This window comes from Phenylobacterium sp. LjRoot225, assembly GCF_964252855.1.
Classification (GTDB): domain Bacteria; phylum Pseudomonadota; class Alphaproteobacteria; order Caulobacterales; family Caulobacteraceae; genus Phenylobacterium.
In genome coordinates this window covers 1,579,567-1,600,054 of sequence record NZ_CAXUPL020000001.1, presented here as the reverse complement: position 1 = coordinate 1,600,054, position 20,488 = coordinate 1,579,567, and the positions used below count along the sequence as shown (strand labels likewise).

Genomic DNA, 20,488 nt, shown 5'->3' with positions numbered 1-20,488 from the left:
GCGATACCACCGGCCGCGCCCAAGGGCGCGGCCGCATTGCGAAAAGCATTCCGCTCACCCAGATCAATGGCGCGTCTGAGGCACGGATATGCTTTGTCGCGGGCAGCGGCTCCAGATGATCGCGGCAGGATTGTTGTCACGCGGTCCCCCTCATATAACACCAATAAGGTGTGTGTTGCGCTGCACCATTTTGGGGCGGCGCGGATGCGAGGCGGGGGCGATGTGTACATCTTGAGGTCGTTGGTGGTGCATGGCGAATAATCAGAAGCCGCGTGTCGCGGTGAGCGGCGGGTCTGGCTTTACCGGAGGCGCCTTGGTTCGGCGGCTCGAGGCGGAAGGCTACCCGGTTCGCACGCTGGTGCGGGATCCCTCGAAATTCTCGGTTCCCGGCGTCGAGGTCGTCAGCGGCGGCCTGACGGACAAGGAAGCGCTCCGGCGGCTCGTCGAAGGCGCCGACACCGTCTTCCACATCGCCGCGATGTTCCGCACCGAAGGTCCTCTGGAGGAGTTCGTCGAGGTCAATCAGACCGGCACCATGGCCCTGCTCGAAGCGGCGAAGGCGGCGGGCGTCCGGCGCTTCGTCTACTGTTCGACGATCGGCGTGCACGGCCACGTCGCCGACACCCCGTCGGACGAGACCGCCCCCTACAACCCGCGCGACCACTATCAGACCACCAAGCTGGCGGCCGAACTGGCCTGCCTCGCCGAAGGCGAGAAGGGCGAGATCGAGGTGGTCGTGATCCGCCCCTGCTCCATCTACGGGCCCGGCGACGTGCGGATGCTGAAGATCTTCCGCATGGTGCAGAAGGGGGTTTTCCTGTTCGTCGGGAACGGCCGCCCGAACTTCCACCCCGTCTACATCGACGACCTCGTCCAGGGTTTCATGCTGGCGATGACGACGCCGCAGGCGAAGGGCGAAGCCTTCATCATCGGCGGTCCGCGTTATCTGCCCTTGCGGGACTATATCGGCGTCGCCGCCAAGACCGTCGGGGCCCGGCCGCCGAAGGCGCAGGTGCCCTATTCGCTGATGACCGCCATCGCGCGGGTCTGCGAGACCGTCTTCCCGAAACTGGGACTGCAGCCGCCGATCCACCGTCGCCGGTTGAGCTTCTACAAGCACAACCGCGCCTTCTCGACGGAGAAGGCCCGTCGGATCCTCGGCTATCAGCCGCGCGTCGACCTCGACGAGGGCTTCCGCAAGACCGTGGACTGGTACTACGCCGCCGGCCTTCTGAAGCGGCGCGGCTGATCAGACTTCGCTTTTCGCCGCAACGACGCCGCCCGGTGGAAGCTCCTCCGGGCGGGCGTCGCTGAGCGACTCCTCCGACCGCCGCAGGACCTGCCGGGCGAGCTGCAGGCTGGGGAGCGCGCCCAGGATGGCCCCGAGGCCGGCGCCCAGGACCAGGCCGGTCAGGTTGACCTGGGCGCCTAGCCAGGCGCCCCCGCCGCTGCAGACGATCATCAGCCAGCTTTGCCAGTTCAGCGCGCGCAGGTCGGCGGACGTGCCGCTGGCGGTGATAAAGGCGCGCGGCAGGCCGGTCAGCACCTTGGCGGCCCCGTTGAGGCAGGCGGCCGCCACCAGGGCCAGGGACAGCTGATATTTGCCGCTGGTCAGCTGTTCGGTGAGCGGCGGCGCGACGACCATCACCGCCAGGCTGGCGACCGACAGCACGGCGACCACCGCGCCGATTTCATGGACGATGATGCGGTTGCGCTCGGCGATGGTCGCGGCGCGCCGGAGCTTGGGCGCGAGCGAGAAGCCGACGCCGGAACGCAGCATGCGGAACGGAAACAAGGCCACCGAGGCCAGGACGGCGAAGTTGGCGAGGGCTTCGACCCCCAGCACCTTGGGCGCGACGAGCCGCTCGAGCTGCACGATCACCGCGCCCGCCGCCAGGATGCTGACGAAGTTCAGCGCCTCGTTCAGCGGCACGTCCTCGTGGACCTCGTCGGACCGCGCCTGCAGTCGCCGCGCCTGCAGCCAGCCGCCGATCGCGCCCAGCGAAACGCCGACGACCAGGCCGATCAGCGCGAGCTCCGCAGTCTTCAGCGCCAGCAACAGGCTGACGGCGCCGCAGACGATGACCGCCCAGTTCGCCGAGTTGTTGACCGCCAGGGCCGAGGTCTGGGCGCCTGTGCGGCGCAGCAGCGCGCTGGCCATGGCGCCGTAGCCCGCGGCCATGATCGCCGCGGCGAGGAAGCCCAGCGTCGCGAGGTCGAGCTGGTAGACCAGCCGGCCGACCAGCGCGGCCAGCAGCGCCACGCCGCCGCCGGAGAGGGTCACTCTGGCGAAGGCCCGCAAGCCCAGCCGGGAATGGCGACGCAGCGACCCCTCGTCGAAGCCGAGCGGCGCCGTCATCCAGAAGGTGTTGAAGAGGGCCACGGCCAGCGAGTACTTGCCGTATTCGCTGACGGGCAGGGCGCGGGCGAGCAGCAGATTGCCGACCGCGAAGGCGACGCCGCCGACGCCGAACCCCAGGGCGGCCTGCAGGCTCGACGAGCGAAGGAGGCGGCCTAGCTGCACGCGCCGGCGATCCCTGAGGTCACGGTCATTGTCATCCCTGCAAACCCTGCCCTAGGCGATCGCCGGGGCGAGGGCTTGCGAGCCGTGCACGACGCGCGCGCACTCCGCCAGAAAGATCCGCGCGCTATGATCCCAGGCGTAGCGCTTCGCCCGCTGCAGCGACAGTCGCCCCATCCGATCGGCGACGCTGTCGTCGCCCAGTCGCCGCATCGCCAGCCGCAACGCCTCGGCGTCCTGCGGATCGACCAGGATCGCGGCGTCGCCCACCACCTCCGGGCAGGCCGGGGCCGTGGAGGTGATGATCGGGCAGCCGCAGGCCATCGCCTCGACGAGGGGGATCCCGAAGCTCTCGTATTCGGAGGGGAAGATCATCGCGCGCGCCGCCGAATAGAGGGCGGGCATGTCGCCATGGCTGATGAGGCCGGGTTTCGTGACGAGCGCCGGATCCACGAAGGGGCGGAGCATGTCGTCGGTCAGGCGATCGGTGACGCCGGCCCCGACGATCACCAGGGGCAGCAGCCGATCGCCCGCCTCGCGCGCCAGCCGATAGGCTTCGAGCACCTTCTGCACGCCCTTCCGCGGCGAAAGCTTCTGGTGGCCTTCGTCGAGGCGCGTGTAGCCTTTGACGACCATCAGGAAGAAGGGCTCCTCCGGCAGCTTGTACTGCGCCCTCAGGCGGGCCTTGTCGGCTTCGGTCGCCGGCCGGAAGCGCGCGTCCGCTGCGGGATAGACGGTCGTCATCTTGTCCATGGGCACGCCCGCGAGGCGATTGAGCTCGCCCGCCAGGCTGTCGCTGATGGTCAGGACCCGCCGGGCCTTGCGGCAATAGAGCGGTATGGCCGCCATGTTGTAGTAGCGGTCGATCCGGTCCTTCCACGACGGATAGAGGTGGGGGTGGGTCCAATACTCCGTTCCCCGCTGCTGGCAGATGGTCGGCACGCGCGTCATCAGCGGCACGGTGAACTTGTAGTGGAAGAGCACGTCGAGGTTCTTGTCGCGCGCGGCGCGCGGCACCTGGATCTGGTCCCAGAGGACCTTGTTGGCGCCGGGGACGAGCACTTCTTCGACGTTGGGCAGGTCCGCGAACCGGCCGATCTGCGCGGGGTCGCGGAAGAAGAGGACGTAGCTGTTCCGCGGGCCGATCTCCAACACGGTCTGGAAGAGGGTGCGCATGTAGATGGCCGCGCCATCCACCTCGTCGAAGCCGCGCATCATCATGCCGATGCGCATGGCCGCGAGCTGCGGTGTATCGTTCATCGGACTCTCCAACTCCGGTCGACCGCTCGGCCGCTCCCAGGCGCCGTTCTCCTTGACGCGCTGCAGCATAGCAAGCCGCAGTAAAATGCCTGTGGCTTAAGCTCGGCGAGCCGCCCCGAAATTGACCATAGTCTTGCGCGAGACCTGTGGTCGGCCATCGGGGCTAGCTGATGTTTAGGGTTCCACGGTAATGTGACTATTGCCGGGCGCGGCGATGGTGCGGGGCGACTCCTGCGAACGTCGGACATCTGAGGCGTCGCCTGGAACGGTCGTCCACGTCCATCTGCACGTCGCGAGGAAGCGGGGACGTGGTGTCAGTTGAAACCAGCGAGGCGTTCGCCGCCGGCCGTCTTGGGCCGATCACCGGCGTACAGCTGCATTCCATCCGCGCAGAGGCGCAGGCGGACCTCGCGGGCGCGCTCCGCGCCCTGGCGGGATTCGGTTATCGCCGAACCGAGATCACCGGCTACCTCGGCCGTACGCCGCAGCAGATCCGGGCCATGCACGACGCGGCGGGCCTGTCCTGCGTCAGCGCGCACGTCAGGTTGGAGCCCGGCACGCGCGAGGAGCCCGGACTGCGCGGCGATCTCTCCAGGCTCGCCGAACACATGCATGTCCTCGGCGCCCGCCATGTGGTCGTTCCGGCCTTCCCCGTGCCTGACGACGTCGCCGTTCGCCGGGAGGAGGGCGAGGCGCTGGGCGACTTCTTCGCGCGGGTCTCCAGCGCCTTGACGGAAGATCACTGGCGTCGACGCGCAGACGAGCTGAACACCGTCGGCGGCCGGCTCGCCGCCTATGGGCTGCGGATCGGCTTCCACAATCACGCTTTCGAGTTCGACCTGATCGAGCGGCGCAGCGGCGTCGACCTGCTCCTGGCGGAGACGGATCCTGACTGCGTGGTCTTCCAGCTCGACGCCGGTTGGGCGAGCTATGCGGGGTTCGACCCGGCCACCCTGTTGCGGGTCCACCCGAAGCGGTTCCGGCTGCTGCACCTGAAGGACATCAAGCCGCTCACGGACAACCCCGAGCCGCGCTCGACCGAGGTCGGATGCGGAACCCTCGACTGGCGAGACATCCTGGCCGCCGCCGACGAGGCGGGTGTCGAGGAGGCGTTCGTCGAACAGGAGCCGCCGTTCGAGCGGCCGCCTCTCGAGGCCATGGCGATCAGCGCGGCCAACCTGCGCGCGCTTGGGTGGTGAGGTCTGGGGGGTGAGGTCTCGGGGATAAGGACGGCCCGCGCGGTCCTAGGTCAGTTCGGCCGCCTCAGCGCGGTTCTCAGCAAAAATCCGCCGCGGCGTTGGCCATCAATCGCTGCAGCAGCCTGTCGGCCTCCGTGCGGTCGTGCGCCGGCTCGCGCCGGATCACGGCGCGGTCACGCCGGATGACGACGGCGTAGGGGAGGACGCTCCTGGGCGTCGCAACGATGTTGCCTTGAAACATTGTTGAGCCTCTGCGGCGGATGTGTCGCAACTCTGAACGCAGAGCTGGGCCGTCGTGAGGCTTGCGCGATCCTGTCGCGGTTAATTTTGCACGGCCGCATAGCGACCATGCGCGGCGCTCTCTGGGGCGCCCGAAATCTCGGCGCCGACCGGAATCGGCGGCATGTCTGGGGCCGAAAGGCGACTCGCTGTCGCCGTCAGACGGCCTGCAGAGCCAGGCGGATGAGGCTCCAGAGCCCGAGCGAACAACCGCTGATCAGCAGGACCCGGACGGCGCCTGGCCAGCGGCTCGTCTGATCGTCGCGGGTCAGATCGCCCTCGCCAGGAGGTCGGACCGCAGCGGCGAGAAGCCGTTGAAAGTGGGCGAAATCAGTTCCTGACCGAGCTGGCGAGCGGGCATGCTCCCAGTGATGGACATTTGCCAATGTGCCTCTCTCCCTAATTTTTTTGAGTCTCTTTTTGGACATCATCGTCCACTTCAGACGCGCTCGCAGCCTATTGGTTGCGTGGCGCGCAAATGTCGCACGCTAGGGGTGGGATTTGGCGCCTCGCGCCCAGGGGCAGGCCGCGAGGTCATTCGGCGAGGCCGGAAGATCAACTCAAGGTTAGGCCGCTTCGCGCGACAGGAGAATCAAGATTAGGCGTCGCGGCGCGAGGGGCGAAAAAACGCCTTTCGCGAGCCGGTCGTGGCGATTCTATGTTTGAACGAGGCTCGGCGGACGGCTCGCGCGGGGCCTTTTTTCCATATTGTCGCCTCAATGGCGCCTTTTCACTGAGGCGGCCCACGTCGGTTGTGGCGGCGCGGGGGCGGGCCGGTGATGGGCGCCTTATTTCAGGATCATCCGAGCGCTGACGGGTTCTTCTTGGTCATTTCCATCTCTTTCATCAGAAAGAGGGTGGTTAAATTTCTTCGAGCCTTGATGCGTCGCGTTAAAACGTTATTAGGCCTTGCTTGGTGCGGCCCTGAATTGTCTGGGCGACGTAACATCTACAGTTAACAGCCAGGAAGCTGGAAGCGATCAGAATGGCGAGCGGCTACACGAACTATAGCGGGACCTTCCTCGCTCAGAGCGCGCCCTACACGGTCACCGTGTGGGGGAGCGGCACCAACAATGTCGTCGCCGGCAATCAGCCGTCGCGCCTGGTGGGCAGCAATCAGGGAAATTCCCTGGTCGGCGGGGCCTACGACGACACCCTCAGCGTCATCAACGTCAAGGACCGGTATTCCGGCGGCGGCGGCGTCGACACTGTGGTCGCGACCGTCAATATCGTTCTGCCGAACGACATCGAAAACCTGACGATGGACGCCACCTGGTCTCCGGTGTTCGGCGTCGCGAACGACAACGCCAACATCGTCAAGGCGGTGACCGCCAACGTGCTGGTCGACGCCAAGGGCGGCGACGACGTCATCGTCAGCTTCGGCTCCAAGGGCACCTTCATCTTCGAGAAGGGCTCGGGCCAGGACATCGTCCACAACTTCCACACCGGCGCCACGAACAGCGACGTGGTGCGCCTGGTCGACTACGGCTTCGACAGCTTCGCCAAGGTCACCGGGGCGATGACCCAGACCGGGTCGGACGTGCTGCTGAAGCTGTCGGCGAGTGACCTGATCCTGTTCAAGAACACCACGGTCGGGGCCTTCACGGCGGAGAACTTCCAGCTCTCCATCGATCCGTCGAAGCTGAAGCTGACCTTCGCCGAGGAGTTCAACTCGCTGTCGCTGCAGAACAAGAGCGCCGGCGGCGGCGTCTGGGCGACCAGCTACGCCTGGGCCGACTATCCGAGCAAGTCGGCTCACAACATCGTCGGCGAGCGTGAGATCTACGTCGACCCGCAGTTCGCCGGGACCGGCACGACCGCGCTCGGGCTCAATCCGTTCAGCGTGAGCAACGGCGTGCTGACCATCAGCCCGGCCCTGACGCCGGCCGCGCTGAAGTCGTCGCTGTGGAATTTCGACTGGACCTCGGGGGTGCTGACCACCAAGGGCACCTTCGCCCAGACCTACGGCTACTTCGAGATGCGGGCGGATCTGCCCGACGCCAAGGGCGCCTTCCCGGCCTTCTGGCTGCTGCCCGCCGACGGGAAGATCACCGTTGAACTCGACGTGGTCGAGTACATCGGCGAGAACAACACCCTCTACAACACCATGCAGCACGGACCGGATTCCGCACACTGGAGCTCCACCAGCGTCCGCAACTTCGTCTCCGACCTGTCGACCGGCTTCCATACCTTCGGCCTGCTTTGGACGCCTGAGACCCTGACCTGGTACGTCGACGGGACCGAGCTCCTCAAGCTGGCGACGCCGGTCGAGGCTCACAAGCCCATGTATATGCTGGTCAACTACGCCGTCGGCGGCGGCTGGGCCGGCAATCCCACTGGCACGACGCTGCCGGGCTTTGCGATCGACTACATCCGCGCCTACAGCCTGGAAGCCGCTCAGGTTCCGAAGGTGATCACCGGCACGAGCGCGGCCGACACCCTGACGGGCACGGACTTCGACGACACGCTGAACGGCGCCGGAGGCATAGACCGCCTGCTCGGCGGCAAGGGCAACGACCTCTACCAGCTCGGGGTCGACGCGGACGTCGTCGTCGAGAACGCTGGCGAGGGGACGGACTTGGTCACCACCTCCGGCACCTACGTGCTTCCCACCAACGTCGAGAACCTGACCTTGACGGGCGTGGGCAAGGCCGTCGGCATCGGCAATGCGAGCGCCAACCTGATCATCGGCAACAGCGGCGCGAATCAGATCGAAGGCCGCGCGGCCGCCGACACCCTGAACGGCGCTGGCGGCGACGACACGATCATCGGCGGGGGCGGCGACGACTCACTGACGGGCAGCTGGGGCGCCGACACCTTCACCTTCGGCAAGGGCGACGGCCACGACACCATCACCGACTTCGGCTACGGCGCCGACGTGCTGAACCTGTCGAGCTACATCAAGGCCGGCTACACCCCGACGGTGGCGGCCAACGGCGCGGACACCGTCATCCAGTTCACCACCGGTGAATGGGTTCGCCTGGTGGGGGTCCAGCCTGCGGAGCTGGTGGCCAACGCCGGCGGCTTCATTCACGTCTAGCAGGCCGCGATTCGCGCCGGCGTCTTGAGTCGCCCCGCGCGCAGGCCCCCGGGCCCTGCGCGCGGCTGCGTGTCCGGGCAGGGCGACCCACGCATCGGTTGATTCGCCCGTGGATTCTCGCGGCGCAAGCCTCAATGGCCTTTCGCCGCGAAACTCGTCAGCATCTGAGCAAAAATCTCGCAGGGGCCCCGCCAGACCGCCCTCGATTACGAGTTTTTGTTCGGCGAGTTGATTTTCACCTTCGCTGCTTTTTGCCGCAACGCGTTCAGGTTCGGAAGGGATCAACATGTTCTGGGACATGTAGAGGCGACCTGAGTCATGTCGGACAAGCTGTTCAGCGCTTTTGCCACCGCCTTCGAGGCGCGGCGTAACGCAGAGATGCCACTGAAGGATTATCTAGAGGCCTGCTCCGGCGATCCGCTACTTTATGCGAACGCCGCGGAGCGCCTTCTCGCCGCCATCGGCGAGGCGGAAATGGTGGATACCGCCAAGGACTCGCGCCTTGGCCGGATCTTCATGAACCGCACCATCCGGCTCTATCCCGCCTTCACCGGCTTCTACGGGATGGAGGAGACGATCGAGCATATCGTCTCCTTCTTCCGCCACGCCGCCCAGGGGCTCGAGGAGCGCAAGCAGATCCTCTACCTCCTGGGTCCGGTCGGCGGCGGCAAGTCGTCGCTGGCCGAGCGCCTCAAGGCGCTGATGGAGGTGAACCCCATCTATGTGCTGAAGGCTGGCGAAGAGGTCAGCCCGGTGTTCGAAAGCCCGCTGGCGCTGTTCGACCCCGAGAAGCACGGGGAGATGATCGAGGAGCGCTACGGCATCCCGCGGCGCCGGTTGACGGGGCTGATGAGCCCCTGGTGCCTGAAGCGACTCAATGAGTTCGACGGCGACATCACCAAGTTCTCGGTGGTGCGGATGACGCCCTCGAGGCTGCGGCAGATCGCCATCGCCAAGACCGAGCCGGGCGACGAGAACAACCAGGACATCTCCTCCCTGGTCGGCAAGGTCGATATCCGCAAGCTCGAGTACTTCTCCCAGAGCGACCCGGACGCCTACAGCTACTCCGGCGGCCTGAACCGCGCCAACCAGGGGCTTCTCGAGTTCGTCGAGATGTTCAAGGCGCCGATCAAGATGCTGCACCCGCTGCTGACGGCGACCCAGGAGGGCAACTACATCGGCACCGAGAACATCGGCGCCATCCCCTTCTCCGGCATCGTGCTGGCCCACTCCAACGAAGCCGAGTGGCAGACCTTCCGCGCCAACAAGAACAACGAAGCCTTCATCGACCGGATCTGCGTGATCAAGGTGCCCTACTGCCTGAGGGTCGCCGAGGAGCAGAAGATCTACGAGAAGCTGATCTCCAGCTCGGAGCTGGCCGAAAGCCCTTGCGCGCCGGCGACGCTGGAGATGCTGGCCCGCTTCTCGGTGCTGACGCGGCTGCGCAAGCACGAGAACTCCACCTACTACGCCAAGCTCCGGGTCTATGACGGCGAGAGCCTGAAGGACTCCGATCCGAACGCCCGCAGCGTCCAGGAGTACCGCGACGCGGCCGGCGTGGACGAGGGCATGGACGGGGTCTCGACCCGCTTCGCCTTCAAGATCCTGGCGTCGACCTTCAACCACGACACCAGCGAGATCGCCGCCGACCCGGTCCACCTGATGTATGTGCTCGAGCAGAGCGTGAAGCGCGAGCAACTGCCCGAGGAGACCGAGAAGCGGTACCTCGAGTTCATCAAGGCCGAGCTCGCCTCGCGCTACGCCGAGTTCATCGGCCACGAGATCCAGAAGGCCTACCTGGAATCCTATTCGGACTACGGCCAGAACCTCTTCGATCGCTACGTCGACTACGCCGACGCCTGGATCGAGGACCAGGACTTCAAGGATCCGGACACCGGCCAGCTCTTGAACCGCGAACTCCTGAACCAGGAGCTGTCGAAGATCGAGAAGCCCGCCGGGATCGCCAACCCGAAGGATTTCCGCAACGAGATCGTCAAGTTCGCGCTGCGCTCCCGGGCCAAGTACGGCGGCGGCAACCCTTCCTGGACGAGCTACGAGAAGATCCGCGAAGTCATTGAAAAGAGGATGTTCTCCCAGGTCGAGGACCTGCTGCCGGTGATCTCCTTCGGGTCCAAGAAGGACGGCGAGAGCGACAAGAAGCACACCGAATTCGTCGAGCGCATGAAAGCGCGCGGCTACACTGAACGCCAGGTGCGCCGCCTGGTCGACTGGTACATGCGAGTAAAGCAGGCCGGTTGATCACGCGACGGGAGTTGCCATGCACATCGTCGACCGCAGGCTCAATCCCAACAGCAAGAGCCTCGAGAATCGCCAGCGTTTCCTGAGACGGGCCAAGGCCCAGGTGCAGGAGGCGGTGCGCAACGCCTCCAGCAGTCGCGACCTTGGCGACGCCCTGGAGGGGGGAGAAGTCAGCATCCCCTCCGGCGGCGTGCGCGAGCCGCGCTTCCGCACCACGCCGGGGGATGTCCAGGACCACATCCTGCCGGGGAACAAGACCTTCAGCGAGGGCGACATCCTTCCGCGCCCGGACCAGGGGGGCGGCCGCGGCGGCGGGGCGGGCAACGGGGACGGCGAGGACGCCTTCCGCTTCGTCCTCACCCGCGAGGAGTTCCTGGAGATCTTCCTCGACGACCTGGAGCTGCCGGACATGGCCAAGCGCAAGCTGGCCAGCGCCGAGCGCGAGGGGCTGCGGCGGGCCGGCTACCAGACGTCCGGCTCGCCGACGAGCATGTCGATCACCCGGACCATGCAGCTGGCGATGGTGCGGCGTACGGCGCTGCGCCGCCCGAGCCAGAGCTCGCTCGCCGACCTTGAGCAGGCCCTCGCCGACTGTGCGGACGAGGACCGCCGCACGGCGCTGCGGGCCGAGATCGAGGCCATGCAGACCCGCATGAAGCGGATCCCCTTCATCGACCCGATCGACGTCCGCTATCGCCACTTCGAGGTCGAGCCGAAGCCGGTCGCGCGCGCCGTGATGTTCTGCCTGATGGACGTCTCCGGCTCGATGACCGAGCACATGAAGGACCTCGCCAAGCGGTTCTACCTGCTGCTCTACGTCTTCCTGACCCGGCGCTACAAAACCGTCGACGTGGTCTTCATCCGGCATACCGACAAGGCCGAGGAGGTGGACGAGGAGACCTTCTTCCGCAGTCCGGCGTCGGGCGGCACTCTGGTCTCCAGCGCGCTCGCCGCCATGTCCAAGATCGTCGCCGAACGCTATCCGCCGGCGGACTGGAACATCTACGCCGCCCAGGCTTCGGACGGCGACAACGCCCACGGCGACAACCAGCTCGCGGCCCAGCTGCTCACCGAGTCGGTGCTGCCGGTCAGCCAGTACTTCGCCTATCTGGAAGTCGGGGCGACCTCGCACATGCGCCAGCCGATGCCGGACTCGCCGCTCTGGACCCTCTACGAGCGCCTGCAGTCCGAAGGCGCGCCTCTGTCGATGCGCCGGGTCGAGGATCGCAACGAGATCTTCCCGGTGTTCCGCGAGCTGTTCAAGAAGCGCGACGGCCAACGGGTGGGCGCCAAATGAGTGAATCCCCCATGAGCGAAACTCCGATGAGCGACCGGCCCACGAGCGAAACCGGGGACAGGCTTCTTTTCGAGGGCGCCGACTGGAACTTCACGACCCTGCAGCGGATCCACGACGCCTGCGAGGAGATCGCCATCGGCGAGCTCGGCCTCGACGTCTACCCCAACCAGATCGAGGTGATCACGGCGGAGCAGATGCTCGACGCCTACGCCTCGATGGGCATGCCGCTGTTCTACAAGCACTGGTCCTTCGGCAAGCACTACGCCTACCACGAGAGCATGTACCGCAAGGGCCTGGCCGGCCTGGCGTACGAGATCGTCATCAACAGCAGCCCCTGCGTCTCCTATCTGATGGAGGCCAATACGGCGACGATGCAGACGCTCGTCATCGCCCACGCCGCCTTTGGTCATAACCACTTCTTCAAGAACAACTATCTGTTCAAGACCTGGACCAAGGCCGACACCATCCTGGACTATCTGGACTTCGCCAAGCGCTACATCGCGCGCTGCGAGGACCGTTACGGCCAGGAGGCGGTCGCCCGGATCCTGGATTCCGCCCACGCCCTGATGGGGCAGGGGGTGCACCGCTACGAAGGCGCGCGCGGGCCGGATCTGCGCCACGAGGAGGAGCGGCAGAAGAGCCGCCGGGCGCACCAGGAGCGGATCTTCAACGACCTCTGGCGGACCCTGCCCGAGGCCGCCCGCGTCGCCGCGCCGGACCATACGGAGCGCCGGCGCGCGCTGCTCGGCCTGCCGCAGGAGAACCTGCTCTATTTCCTGGAGAAGGCGGCGCCGCGACTGGCGCCCTGGCAACGCGAGATCCTGCGCATCGTCCGCCAGGTCGCCCAGTACTTCTATCCCCAGGGCCAGACCAAGGTGATGAACGAGGGGACGGCGACCTTCGTCCACTACAAGGTCATGGGCCGCCTGCACGAGAAGGGCATGATCACGGACGGGAACTACATGGAGTTCCTTCAGTCCCACACCAATGTCGTCACCCAGCCGGGCTTCGACGACCGGCGCTTCAACGGCTTCAACCCCTATGCCCTCGGCTTCTCGATGATGCGGGACATCGAGCGGATCGTCACCGAGCCCGACGAGGAGGACCGCGAGTGGTTCCCCGAGATCGCCGGGACCGGAGACGCCATGGCGGTGCTGCGCGACATCTGGGCCAATTATCGCGACGACAGCTTCATCAGCCAGTTCCTCAGCCCGCGCCTGATGCGCGAGATGCGGCTCTTCCATCTCCACGACGACGCGGCGGTGCGGGAAGGCATCAAGGTCGAGGCGATCCACAACGAGCGCGGCTACCGCCGGATCCGCCGCGAGCTGGCGCGCCAGTACGACATCGGCGCGCGCGAGCCCAATATCGAGGTGGTGGACGTGGACCTGGCCGGCGATCGCAAGCTCGTCCTGCACCACCACGTCGCCGACGGCGCCCTGCTGGACCCGGAGGACGCCGAGCGCGTCCTGCAGCACTTGGCCGACCTGTGGAGCTACGAGGTGGTGATGCGCGAGATCGACGCCGACAAGACCGTCCTGTGCGAGCATCTCGGCCGCCCGCGGGAGGTCTCGGTGTTCGAATGGGCGTGAGCCGGGCGGTCTAGACCCCGAAGGTCACGTGCCCCTGCGCGTCGATCGTCCAGGCCGGGTTCCAGGCGATCTCCCAGGCGTGGCCATCGGGGTCGGCGACATGACCGCGGAAGCCGCCGTGCGCCGGGGCGTCAGCCGGGCGAAGGACCGTCCCCCCTGAGGCTGCGAGCTTGGCGATGAGGCGCTCGACCGCGTCTGCGCCTTCCACATTGTGCGCCAGGCTGAAGGGCCCGGGCCCCGAGCTCGGACGCTGCAGGTCGGCCTCGAGACGCTCGCGCAGCCAGGTCCCGAGCACGAAGCCGTTCATCTGGTAGAAGACGATCTCGCCGTTCTCGAAGACCGGCGTCCAGCCGAACCCGCCCACGTAGAAGCGCTTGGAGCGGTCCAGGTTCTGAACGCCGAGCGTGACGACCGAGACCTGCTGCTGCATTCGGCGCGTCCTCGCCTCCCGGCCGACTAGTCCTCGCGGGCTTCGGCTCGGACGGGCTGCGGCCAGATGCGCACGAGCACAGCGATGGTGATCGAGCCCAGGACCGCCGTCAGCGCGCCCACCCATTGGATCGGGGCGGCGACGATGCCGGTCGAGACCAGCTGGGCGGCCAGCGCCGTGGAGAATACGGCGAGAAACAAGGTGCCCAGCTTCTCGATCTTGTCGCGGCTCATCTTCGTTCCTTCCATCATGGCGACGGCCTTTCGGCGCGCCCTCCGTGGCTTCCCCTGTCGGTCGCCTGGACCATCCAAACCCTGGCCGGTCAGTTCAACGACCTTAGGGCGTCCGTGGTTCACGCATGGTTCAAGCCGCAGAACATGTTCGGAGAAAGGCGCCGGCGGCTGCAAACCGACCTCAGGCGAGGGCGGGCTTCCGCAGCAGACTGAAGACCAGGGCCGCGCCGATCAGGTCGAAGATCGCCAGGCAGACGAACAGCGGATTGTAGCCGATGGTGGTCGCCAGCGCCCCGACCAGCAGGGAGAAGAGCAGGCCGCCGGTCCAGGCTGCCGTGCCCGCCATCCCCGTCGCGGTCGCCACCTGGTGCTTGGGAAAGACGTCGGCCGAGAGGGTGATCAGCGCACCCGACAGGATCTGATGGGCGAAGCCGCCGACGCAGAAGAGGGCGATGGCCCAGTAGGCGTTTGGCGCAAACGCGATGCAGGCCGGACCGATCATCAACACCGAGCCGGTCAGGATGGTGAGCTTGCGCGCCGTCAGCAGCGACACGCCGCCAAACCGCATCAGGGCCGGGGAGAGATAACCTCCGAAGATCGAGCCCAGGTCGGCCGCCAGGAAGGGCAGCCAGGCGAAGGCGGCGATCTGCTTCAGGTCCATGCCGCGGACCGTCACCAGATAGAGCGGGATCCAGAAGTTGAAGGTCTGCCACGCCGGGTCGGCCAGGAAGCGAGGCAGGGCGATGGCCCAGAAGTTCCGGGTCCGGGCGATGGTGATCCAACTTGGCCGGCGGGGACCCTCCGCAGGCGCCGCGTCGGGCGCCTGGCCCGCCTCGATATAGGCGAGTTCCTCGGGCGAGATCCGCGAATGCTCCTGCGGCCGGCGATAGAAGGCGAGCCAGAGCGCCGCCCAGACCAGGCCGACGGCGCCGGTGACGATGAAAGCGAGCCGCCAGCTGCCCACCAGGATGCACCAGACCACCAGCGGCGGCGCGATCATGCTGCCGATGGCCGTGCCGATGTTGAACCAGCCGGTGGCGACCGAGCGCTCCTTGTCCGGAAACCAGTCGGAGACCGCCTTCATGCCGGCCGGGATGACCGCGCCTTCGAAGACGCCGAGCAGGCCGCGGTAGACCGCCAGGCTCGGCCAGCCGGTCGCCAGGGCGTGCGCCATGTTGGCCAGCGACCAGCCGATGGCGAAGACGAACAGCCCGACCTTCGCCCCCAGGACGTCGAGGATCCAGCCGGCGAGCGGCTGGACGATGGTGTAGGCCAGCTGGAACGCCGCCACGACGTACGAATACGCCTGGGTCGACATGTCCAGCTCTTTGGTGAGCGTCGGCGCGGCCGAGCCCAGGGCGCTGCGGGCCAGGTAGTTGACCGCCGTCCCGACCATCACCATGGCGATGATCCACCAGCGCAGATGGCGGATCGGACGGACCGCGGAGGGCGTCATCGCGCCGCCTACCAGTTGAACATCGAGCCGTCTTCCAGCCGGTTCACCGGCAGGCTGGCGGGCCGGTAGGGGTATTTGGCGGCCAGCGTCTCATCGATGTCGACGCCATGGCCGGGGGTCTCGCCCGGATGCAGGTAGCCGTCGGCGAAGCTGTAGGCGTGGGGGAAGACCGCGTCGGTCTCCGGCGTGTGGCGCATGTACTCCTGCACCCCGAAGTTCGGGACCCAGAGGTCGAAGTGCAGGGCTGCGCCCATGCAGACCGGCGACAGGTCGGTCGCACCGTGGAAGCCGGTGCGGACGTTGTTCAACTCGGCCAGGTGGGCGATGCGGCGCACGTGGCTGATGCCGCCGCCGTGGACGATCGTCGTGCGGATGTAGTCGATCAACTGCTCTTCGATCAGCTGCTTGGCGTCCCAGACGCTGGAGAAGACTTCGCCAACCGCCAGCGGCGTGGTGGTGTGGGCGCGGATCTGCCGGAACGAGACCTGGTTCTCGGCGGGCGTCACGTCCTCCAGCCAGAAGGGCCGGAAGGGCTCGAGGTCCTTGCCGAGGCGGGCGGCTTCGATCGGCGTCAGCCGGTGGTGGCTGTCGTGCAGCAGGTGGACGTCCCAGCCCAGGGCCTCGCGGGCGGCCTCGAACAGCTTCGGCACTGTGGGCAGGTACTTCTCGGTCGACCAGACGTTCTCGCTCGGCAGCGCCGCGTCGGCCGGCTCGTAGAACATCTTGTCCTTGGAGACGCCGTAGGTGCTGGGCAGCCCGGGGACCCCCGTCTGGAGACGGATCGCCTTGTAGCCCATCTCCTTGTAGCGCAGCGCTTCCTCGATGGTCTCGGAGACCTCGGAGCCGTTGGCGTGGCCGTAGACCATGACGCCGTCGCGGCTCTGGCCGCCGAGGATCTGGTAGAGCGGCAGGCCGGCGACCTTGGCCTTGATGTCCCACAGCGCCACGTCGACGGCGGCGATGGCGGTCATGGTTACAGGACCCCGACGCCAGTAGGCCCCGCGGTAGAAGTACTGCCAGATGTCCTCGATGCGGTGCGCGTCGCGCCCGATCAGGGCCGGGCAGATATGGTCCCGCAGGTAGCTGACGACGGCCAGCTCCCGGCCGTTCAGGGTGGCGTCGCCGATGCCGTAGACGCCCTGGTCGGTCTCGATCTTCAGGGTGACGAAGTTGCGTCCCGGGCAGGTGACGATGACCCGGGCGTTGGTGATCTTAAGCATCGGCGAAGGGTCCGTCTGGTTGTTCGGCGGCGATGGCGCCGGTTTGGGTCACGACGTAGGCGGCGAGCGCGAGGCCCGAGCGCGCAGCGTCGGCGGGAGAGCGGTTGGCCAGCCGGGCGGCGAGATAGGCGCCGTTGAAGCTGTCGCCGGCGCCGGAGGTGTCGACCACCGTCTCGACGCGCGGGGCGGTGATGAATTCTGAGCGTCCGCGATGGACAAGGCAGCCCTGGGCCTCGGCGGTGATGGCGAACTCGGCGGCGCCCAGCTCCTGCAGACGCTGGGCCATCCACTCGATGTCGGCGTCGCCGAACAGGGTCTCCAGGTCCTGCTGGCTCGGCAGCAGGATATCGGCGAGCGGGGCCATGGCCTCGAACGCCGCGCGCGCTGGCCGCAGGTCGCCCCAGAGCGCGGGGCGCAGGTTGGGGTCGAAGGCGATCAGGCTGCCGCGGCTCTTGAGCTCGGCCACCAGCTCCAACGCCAGCGCGCGGTCCTCCGGCGTCAGGATCGCCAGCGAAATCCCCGAGAGGTAGACGAGGCTCGCCCGGTCGAGGGCGCCGTTGCGAATCCGCGCGGCGAGCGTGCGGGCCCAACCGCGGGCGGCGGACTCGCCGCGCCAGTAGCGGAAGCTACGCTCGCCGCGCGGGTCCAGCTCGATCATATAGAGGCCCGGGCGACCGCCGGGATCGGTCGCCGCCAGCGCGTCGCCCACGCCTTCGCCAGCCCAGGCCCGGCGCATGGCCTGGCTCAACGGGTCCGCGCCCGTGACGGTAGCGAACTGCACGTCCAGCGCCGGATCGCTACGCTTCAGATAGACCGCGGTGTTGTAGACGTCGCCGGCGAAGCCGCGGCGATAGAGGTCCTCGCCGGCCGGCCTCAACTCGACCATGCACTCGCCGATGCAGATGGCGCGCTTCACCCGGCGGTCTCCAGGATTGCGGCCCGCAGGCCGGCGTCGCTGCGGATCTCCGGCGGGAAGATCGCGGCGTCGCCCAGGCTGGGCCGCAGCCCCTGGGTCGCCGACCAGTCGATCCAGGCCCTGACCACCTGGCCCAGCCGGGCGACCGGCAGGTCGGCGCGGGCGTTGGCGATCATCAGCGGGAAGATGCGCTGGGCGAGCTTCTGGGCCCCGTCCTGGGCGATCTGGTCGAGCCGGTGGTCCACCGCCGGATTGGTGAAGCGGCGGCGCACGCCGGCCCAATAGTCGCGCACCGCCAGATCCGGCAGGCCCGGCGCGACTTCCTCGGTGATCATGCCGTCGAGGAAGGCCGCCAGCCCGGCGTCGCCGATGGCGTCGCGGACGTAGGTGTGACCGCGGAGGAGACCGAGATAGGCGAGGGCGGAGTGCGAGGCGTTCAGCACATGCAGCTTCAGCCGCCGGTAGGGGATGACGTCGGCGACGATCTCCACCCCGACCCGATCCCAGGCTGGGCGGGGGCCGGCGAACCGGTCCTCGATCACCCATTGGCTGAAAGCTTCCCGCTGGACCGCGCCTTCGTCGGTCATCCCGAGCACCCGGTCGACGCGGGCGTGGCTGGCCGGGTCCGAGGCTGGGACGATGGAGTCGACCATGGTCTGCGGGAAGCTCGCAGCCGAACCGGCGGCGAGGCCCGGATAGGCGCGCGCGGCGAAGGCCTCGACCGCAGCGGCGAGACGCGCGCCGTTGTCGGCGACGTTGTCGCAGCTGATCACGGTCATCGGTTCGGCGCCCTGGGCGACCCGTCGGGCGAGCCCCGCGGCCAGCACGCCGATCGCCGAGCGGGGCGCCTCGGGCGCGGCGAGGTCGTGGACGATGTCGGGATGGCCGAGGTCCAGCGCCCCGGCGCCGTCCAGGCAGTAGCCCTTCTCGGTGACGGTCAGGGTGACGATCCGCGTCGCCGGCGCGGCCAGGGCGGCGAGCACCCGCTGCGGCTCCAGCGGCAGGGTCAGCGCCTGCCGCACGGCGCCGACGATGCGGTAGCTGGGCGCAGCGTCGAGGATCTCCACCGTATAGAGGCCGTCCTGGGGCGTCAGCGTCGCGGCCACGTCCGGCTTGCGCATGGAGACGCCGACGATCCCCCAGTCGCCGCCGGCGGCGGCGATGGCGTCGTCGGTGTAGACGGCCTGGTGGGCGCGGTGGAAGGCGCCGAGGCCCAGGTGGACGATGCCGCAACTTAAGGCCCGGGCGTCATAGGACGGCCGGGCGACGGACGCCGGAACCTCGCCCAGGGTCTGACACGACAGCCTCACAGGCGGTAGGCCTGCTTGGGCAGGTTGTAGGCGAGGTCGCGAGCCAGGGCGTGCGCCTCGTCCAGATCCAGCCGCTGGCTGGCGACCAGTTCGGCCAGGTGGGCGCAATCCATGCGCCGGGCGAGGTCGTGGCGCGCGGGAATGGAGAAGAAGGCCCGGGTGTCGTCGTTGAAGCCGACCGTGTTGTAGAAGCCCGCCGTCTCCGTCACCTGCCGGCGGAAGCGCAGCATGCCCTCGGGGCTGTCGTTGAACCACCAGGCTGGACCCAGGCGCAGGCAGGGGTAGTGGCCGGCCAGCGGAGCGAGTTCGCGGGCGTAGGTGCTCTCGTCTAGGGTGAAGAGGATCAGCGTCAGGTCGCGGCGGTTGCCGACCCGGTCGAGCAGCGGCTTCAGCCCGTCGACGTAGGAGACCCGCGTCGGGATGTCAGCGCCCTTGTCGCGGCCGTAGTGCTCGAAGAGCCAGGGGTTGTGGTTGCGCCAGACGCCGGGATGCAGCTGCATCGTCATGCCGTCCTCGCAGGCCATCAGGGCCATCTCGGTCAGCATCTGGGCGCGAAAGGTCTCGGCGTCTGCGGGCGTGGCCGCGCCGCTGCGGACGCGGGCGTAGAGGGCCGCGCTATCCGCCGACGGCAGGTTGGCCGTCCGCGCGGTCGGGTGGCCGTGGTCCGTGGCGGTCGCGCCGCCCGCCTCGCGGAAGAAGGCGCGGCGCTGCCGCAGCGCCGCGAGGTAGCCGTCGAAGGCGCCGAGGTCCGCGCCGGTCTGCGCCTGGAGCTTCTGCAGGTTCTCGGCGAAATCTTCACGCTCGGCGTCGATGACGTCGTCGGGGCGAAAGGTGGTGAGGATGCGGCCGGACCAGGCCGAGGCGCGGATCGCCCGGTGGTGCTCGAGCGCGTCCACCGCGCCCTCTGTGGTGGCGATCACCTCGATGCCGAAGCTCTCGAAGAGGGCGCGCGGGCGGAAGGCGTCGGTCGCCAGCGCCGCATTGATCACCTCGAAATAGCAGTCTGCGGTCTCGGCCGAGAGCCGCTGATCCAGGCCGAAGACCGTGGCGAAGGCGTGGTCGAGCCAGAGCCGGGACGGCGTGCCGCGGAACAGGTGGTAGTTGGCGGCGAACTGCCGCCAGATGCTCCGACGGTCGGTCTCCACCGGACCGTCGCCGCCGGCGAGGCCGAGCCGGCCGAGGTCGATCCCCTGGCTGTAGAGCATCCGCAGGACATAGTGGTCAGGCCAGAGGAAGACGGCGACCGCGTCCTCGAACGCTTCGTTGCGGGCGAACCACTCCGGCGCGACGTGGCCGTGCGGACTGACGATGGGCAGGCGCTCGACCTGGGCGAACAGCGCGCGGGCGACCGCCCGGACCGCAGGCTCCGGCGGGAAGAATCGGTCCGGATCGAGGATAAGCGACGCCGACACGGGCGGTGGTCCTTAGGATATGGCTTCTCGGCCGCGAAAAGTGGTAATACCTCTTGCCCGTGAC

General features: G+C 67.7%; 16 protein-coding genes. 6 read left to right on the top strand and 10 right to left on the bottom strand.

Translation table 11 applies throughout. The features are described from left to right. The first annotated feature begins 250 nt into the window (after positions 1 to 250). Entirely contained in the window at positions 251 to 1,249 is a 999-nt protein-coding gene (locus ACSQ2B_RS07615) for an NAD-dependent epimerase/dehydratase family protein (RefSeq protein WP_436048712.1), read from the top strand. Here ACSQ2B_RS07615 and ACSQ2B_RS07610 read toward each other — a convergent pair whose 3' ends face one another. Together ACSQ2B_RS07610 and ACSQ2B_RS07605 are read right to left on the bottom strand one after the other, a co-directional pair. Further along, positions 1,250 to 2,524 (bottom strand): lipopolysaccharide biosynthesis protein, encoded by a 1,275-nt coding sequence (locus ACSQ2B_RS07610; protein ID WP_436048710.1) that lies wholly within the window; start codon positions 2,522 to 2,524, stop codon positions 1,250 to 1,252. It abuts the gene before it with no gap. A gap of 51 nt (positions 2,525 to 2,575) precedes the next feature. Beyond that, complete coding sequence (locus tag ACSQ2B_RS07605) at positions 2,576 to 3,781, bottom strand: glycosyltransferase family 4 protein (protein ID WP_436048708.1); 1,206 nt, start codon at positions 3,779 to 3,781, stop codon at positions 2,576 to 2,578. A 308-nt stretch (positions 3,782 to 4,089) separates the two neighbouring features. Between ACSQ2B_RS07605 and ACSQ2B_RS07600 the strand changes: the two genes are divergently transcribed. Beyond that, a complete protein-coding gene (locus ACSQ2B_RS07600; RefSeq protein WP_436048706.1) occupies positions 4,090 to 4,980 on the top strand; it encodes a sugar phosphate isomerase/epimerase family protein in 891 nt (296 codons plus the stop codon). A 76-nt stretch (positions 4,981 to 5,056) separates the two neighbouring features. Here the strand turns inward: ACSQ2B_RS07600 and ACSQ2B_RS07595 are convergent, their stop codons facing one another. Then, entirely contained in the window at positions 5,057 to 5,221 is a 165-nt protein-coding gene (locus ACSQ2B_RS07595) for a hypothetical protein (protein WP_436048704.1), read from the bottom strand. Positions 5,222 to 6,244: 1,023 nt separating this feature from the next. Here ACSQ2B_RS07595 and ACSQ2B_RS07590 point away from each other — a divergent pair. From ACSQ2B_RS07590 to ACSQ2B_RS07575, 4 genes are all read left to right on the top strand, one after another. Further along, positions 6,245 to 8,299 (top strand): family 16 glycosylhydrolase, encoded by a 2,055-nt coding sequence (locus tag ACSQ2B_RS07590; RefSeq protein ID WP_436048702.1) that lies wholly within the window; start codon positions 6,245 to 6,247, stop codon positions 8,297 to 8,299. A gap of 318 nt (positions 8,300 to 8,617) precedes the next feature. Then, complete coding sequence (locus ACSQ2B_RS07585) at positions 8,618 to 10,558, top strand: PrkA family serine protein kinase (RefSeq protein WP_436048700.1); 1,941 nt, start codon at positions 8,618 to 8,620, stop codon at positions 10,556 to 10,558. A gap of 19 nt (positions 10,559 to 10,577) precedes the next feature. Then, entirely contained in the window at positions 10,578 to 11,855 is a 1,278-nt protein-coding gene (locus ACSQ2B_RS07580) for a YeaH/YhbH family protein (protein ID WP_436048698.1), read from the top strand. 11 nt (positions 11,856 to 11,866) lie between these two features. Next, a complete protein-coding gene (locus ACSQ2B_RS07575) occupies positions 11,867 to 13,447 on the top strand; it encodes a SpoVR family protein (protein WP_436048696.1) in 1,581 nt (526 codons plus the stop codon). Between the two features lie 10 nt (positions 13,448 to 13,457). Here ACSQ2B_RS07575 and ACSQ2B_RS07570 read toward each other — a convergent pair whose 3' ends face one another. The 7 genes from ACSQ2B_RS07570 to uxaC all read right to left on the bottom strand — a co-directional run bounded on the left by ACSQ2B_RS07570 (position 13,458) and on the right by uxaC (position 20,424). Next, positions 13,458 to 13,877, bottom strand: coding sequence for a VOC family protein (locus ACSQ2B_RS07570; protein WP_436048694.1), 420 nt, complete (start codon positions 13,875 to 13,877; stop codon positions 13,458 to 13,460). Positions 13,878 to 13,903: 26 nt separating this feature from the next. Then, positions 13,904 to 14,110: a hypothetical protein gene (locus tag ACSQ2B_RS07565; protein ID WP_436048692.1), complete on the bottom strand. Its 207-nt coding sequence runs from the start codon at positions 14,108 to 14,110 to the stop codon at positions 13,904 to 13,906. Between the two features lie 181 nt (positions 14,111 to 14,291). Continuing rightward, entirely contained in the window at positions 14,292 to 15,566 is a 1,275-nt protein-coding gene (locus ACSQ2B_RS07560) for an MFS transporter (protein ID WP_436048691.1), read from the bottom strand. Between the two features lie 8 nt (positions 15,567 to 15,574). Next, complete coding sequence (manD, locus tag ACSQ2B_RS07555; RefSeq protein WP_436048689.1) at positions 15,575 to 16,786, bottom strand: D-mannonate dehydratase ManD; 1,212 nt, start codon at positions 16,784 to 16,786, stop codon at positions 15,575 to 15,577. Continuing rightward, the gene (locus ACSQ2B_RS07550) at positions 16,779 to 17,702 is read right to left on the bottom strand and encodes a sugar kinase (protein ID WP_436048687.1); all 924 of its coding nucleotides are present in this window, start codon (positions 17,700 to 17,702) and stop codon (positions 16,779 to 16,781) included. Before ACSQ2B_RS07550 ends, manD begins: the two co-directional genes overlap by 8 nt. Then, entirely contained in the window at positions 17,699 to 19,012 is a 1,314-nt protein-coding gene (locus ACSQ2B_RS07545; protein ID WP_436048685.1) for a mannitol dehydrogenase family protein, read from the bottom strand. The genes ACSQ2B_RS07550 and ACSQ2B_RS07545 overlap by 4 nt, the downstream gene beginning before the upstream one ends. Next, entirely contained in the window at positions 19,009 to 20,424 is a 1,416-nt protein-coding gene (gene uxaC / locus ACSQ2B_RS07540; protein WP_436048683.1) for a glucuronate isomerase, read from the bottom strand. The genes ACSQ2B_RS07545 and uxaC overlap by 4 nt, the downstream gene beginning before the upstream one ends. Positions 20,425 to 20,488 lie beyond the last annotated feature (64 nt).

Coding starts and splice junctions, on each gene's coding strand:
- ACSQ2B_RS07615 (WP_436048712.1), top strand. CDS start 251: ATGGCGAATAATCAGAAGCCGCGTGTCGCGGTGAGCGGCGGGTCTGGC.
- ACSQ2B_RS07605 (WP_436048708.1), bottom strand. CDS start 3,781: ATGAACGATACACCGCAGCTCGCGGCCATGCGCATCGGCATGATGATG.
- ACSQ2B_RS07595 (WP_436048704.1), bottom strand. CDS start 5,221: ATGTTTCAAGGCAACATCGTTGCGACGCCCAGGAGCGTCCTCCCCTAC.
- ACSQ2B_RS07590 (WP_436048702.1), top strand. CDS start 6,245: ATGGCGAGCGGCTACACGAACTATAGCGGGACCTTCCTCGCTCAGAGC.
- ACSQ2B_RS07585 (WP_436048700.1), top strand. CDS start 8,618: ATGTCGGACAAGCTGTTCAGCGCTTTTGCCACCGCCTTCGAGGCGCGG.
- ACSQ2B_RS07580 (WP_436048698.1), top strand. CDS start 10,578: ATGCACATCGTCGACCGCAGGCTCAATCCCAACAGCAAGAGCCTCGAG.
- ACSQ2B_RS07575 (WP_436048696.1), top strand. CDS start 11,867: ATGAGCGAAACTCCGATGAGCGACCGGCCCACGAGCGAAACCGGGGAC.
- ACSQ2B_RS07570 (WP_436048694.1), bottom strand. CDS start 13,877: ATGCAGCAGCAGGTCTCGGTCGTCACGCTCGGCGTTCAGAACCTGGAC.
- ACSQ2B_RS07565 (WP_436048692.1), bottom strand. CDS start 14,110: ATGAGCCGCGACAAGATCGAGAAGCTGGGCACCTTGTTTCTCGCCGTA.
- ACSQ2B_RS07560 (WP_436048691.1), bottom strand. CDS start 15,566: ATGACGCCCTCCGCGGTCCGTCCGATCCGCCATCTGCGCTGGTGGATC.
- manD (WP_436048689.1), bottom strand. CDS start 16,786: ATGCTTAAGATCACCAACGCCCGGGTCATCGTCACCTGCCCGGGACGC.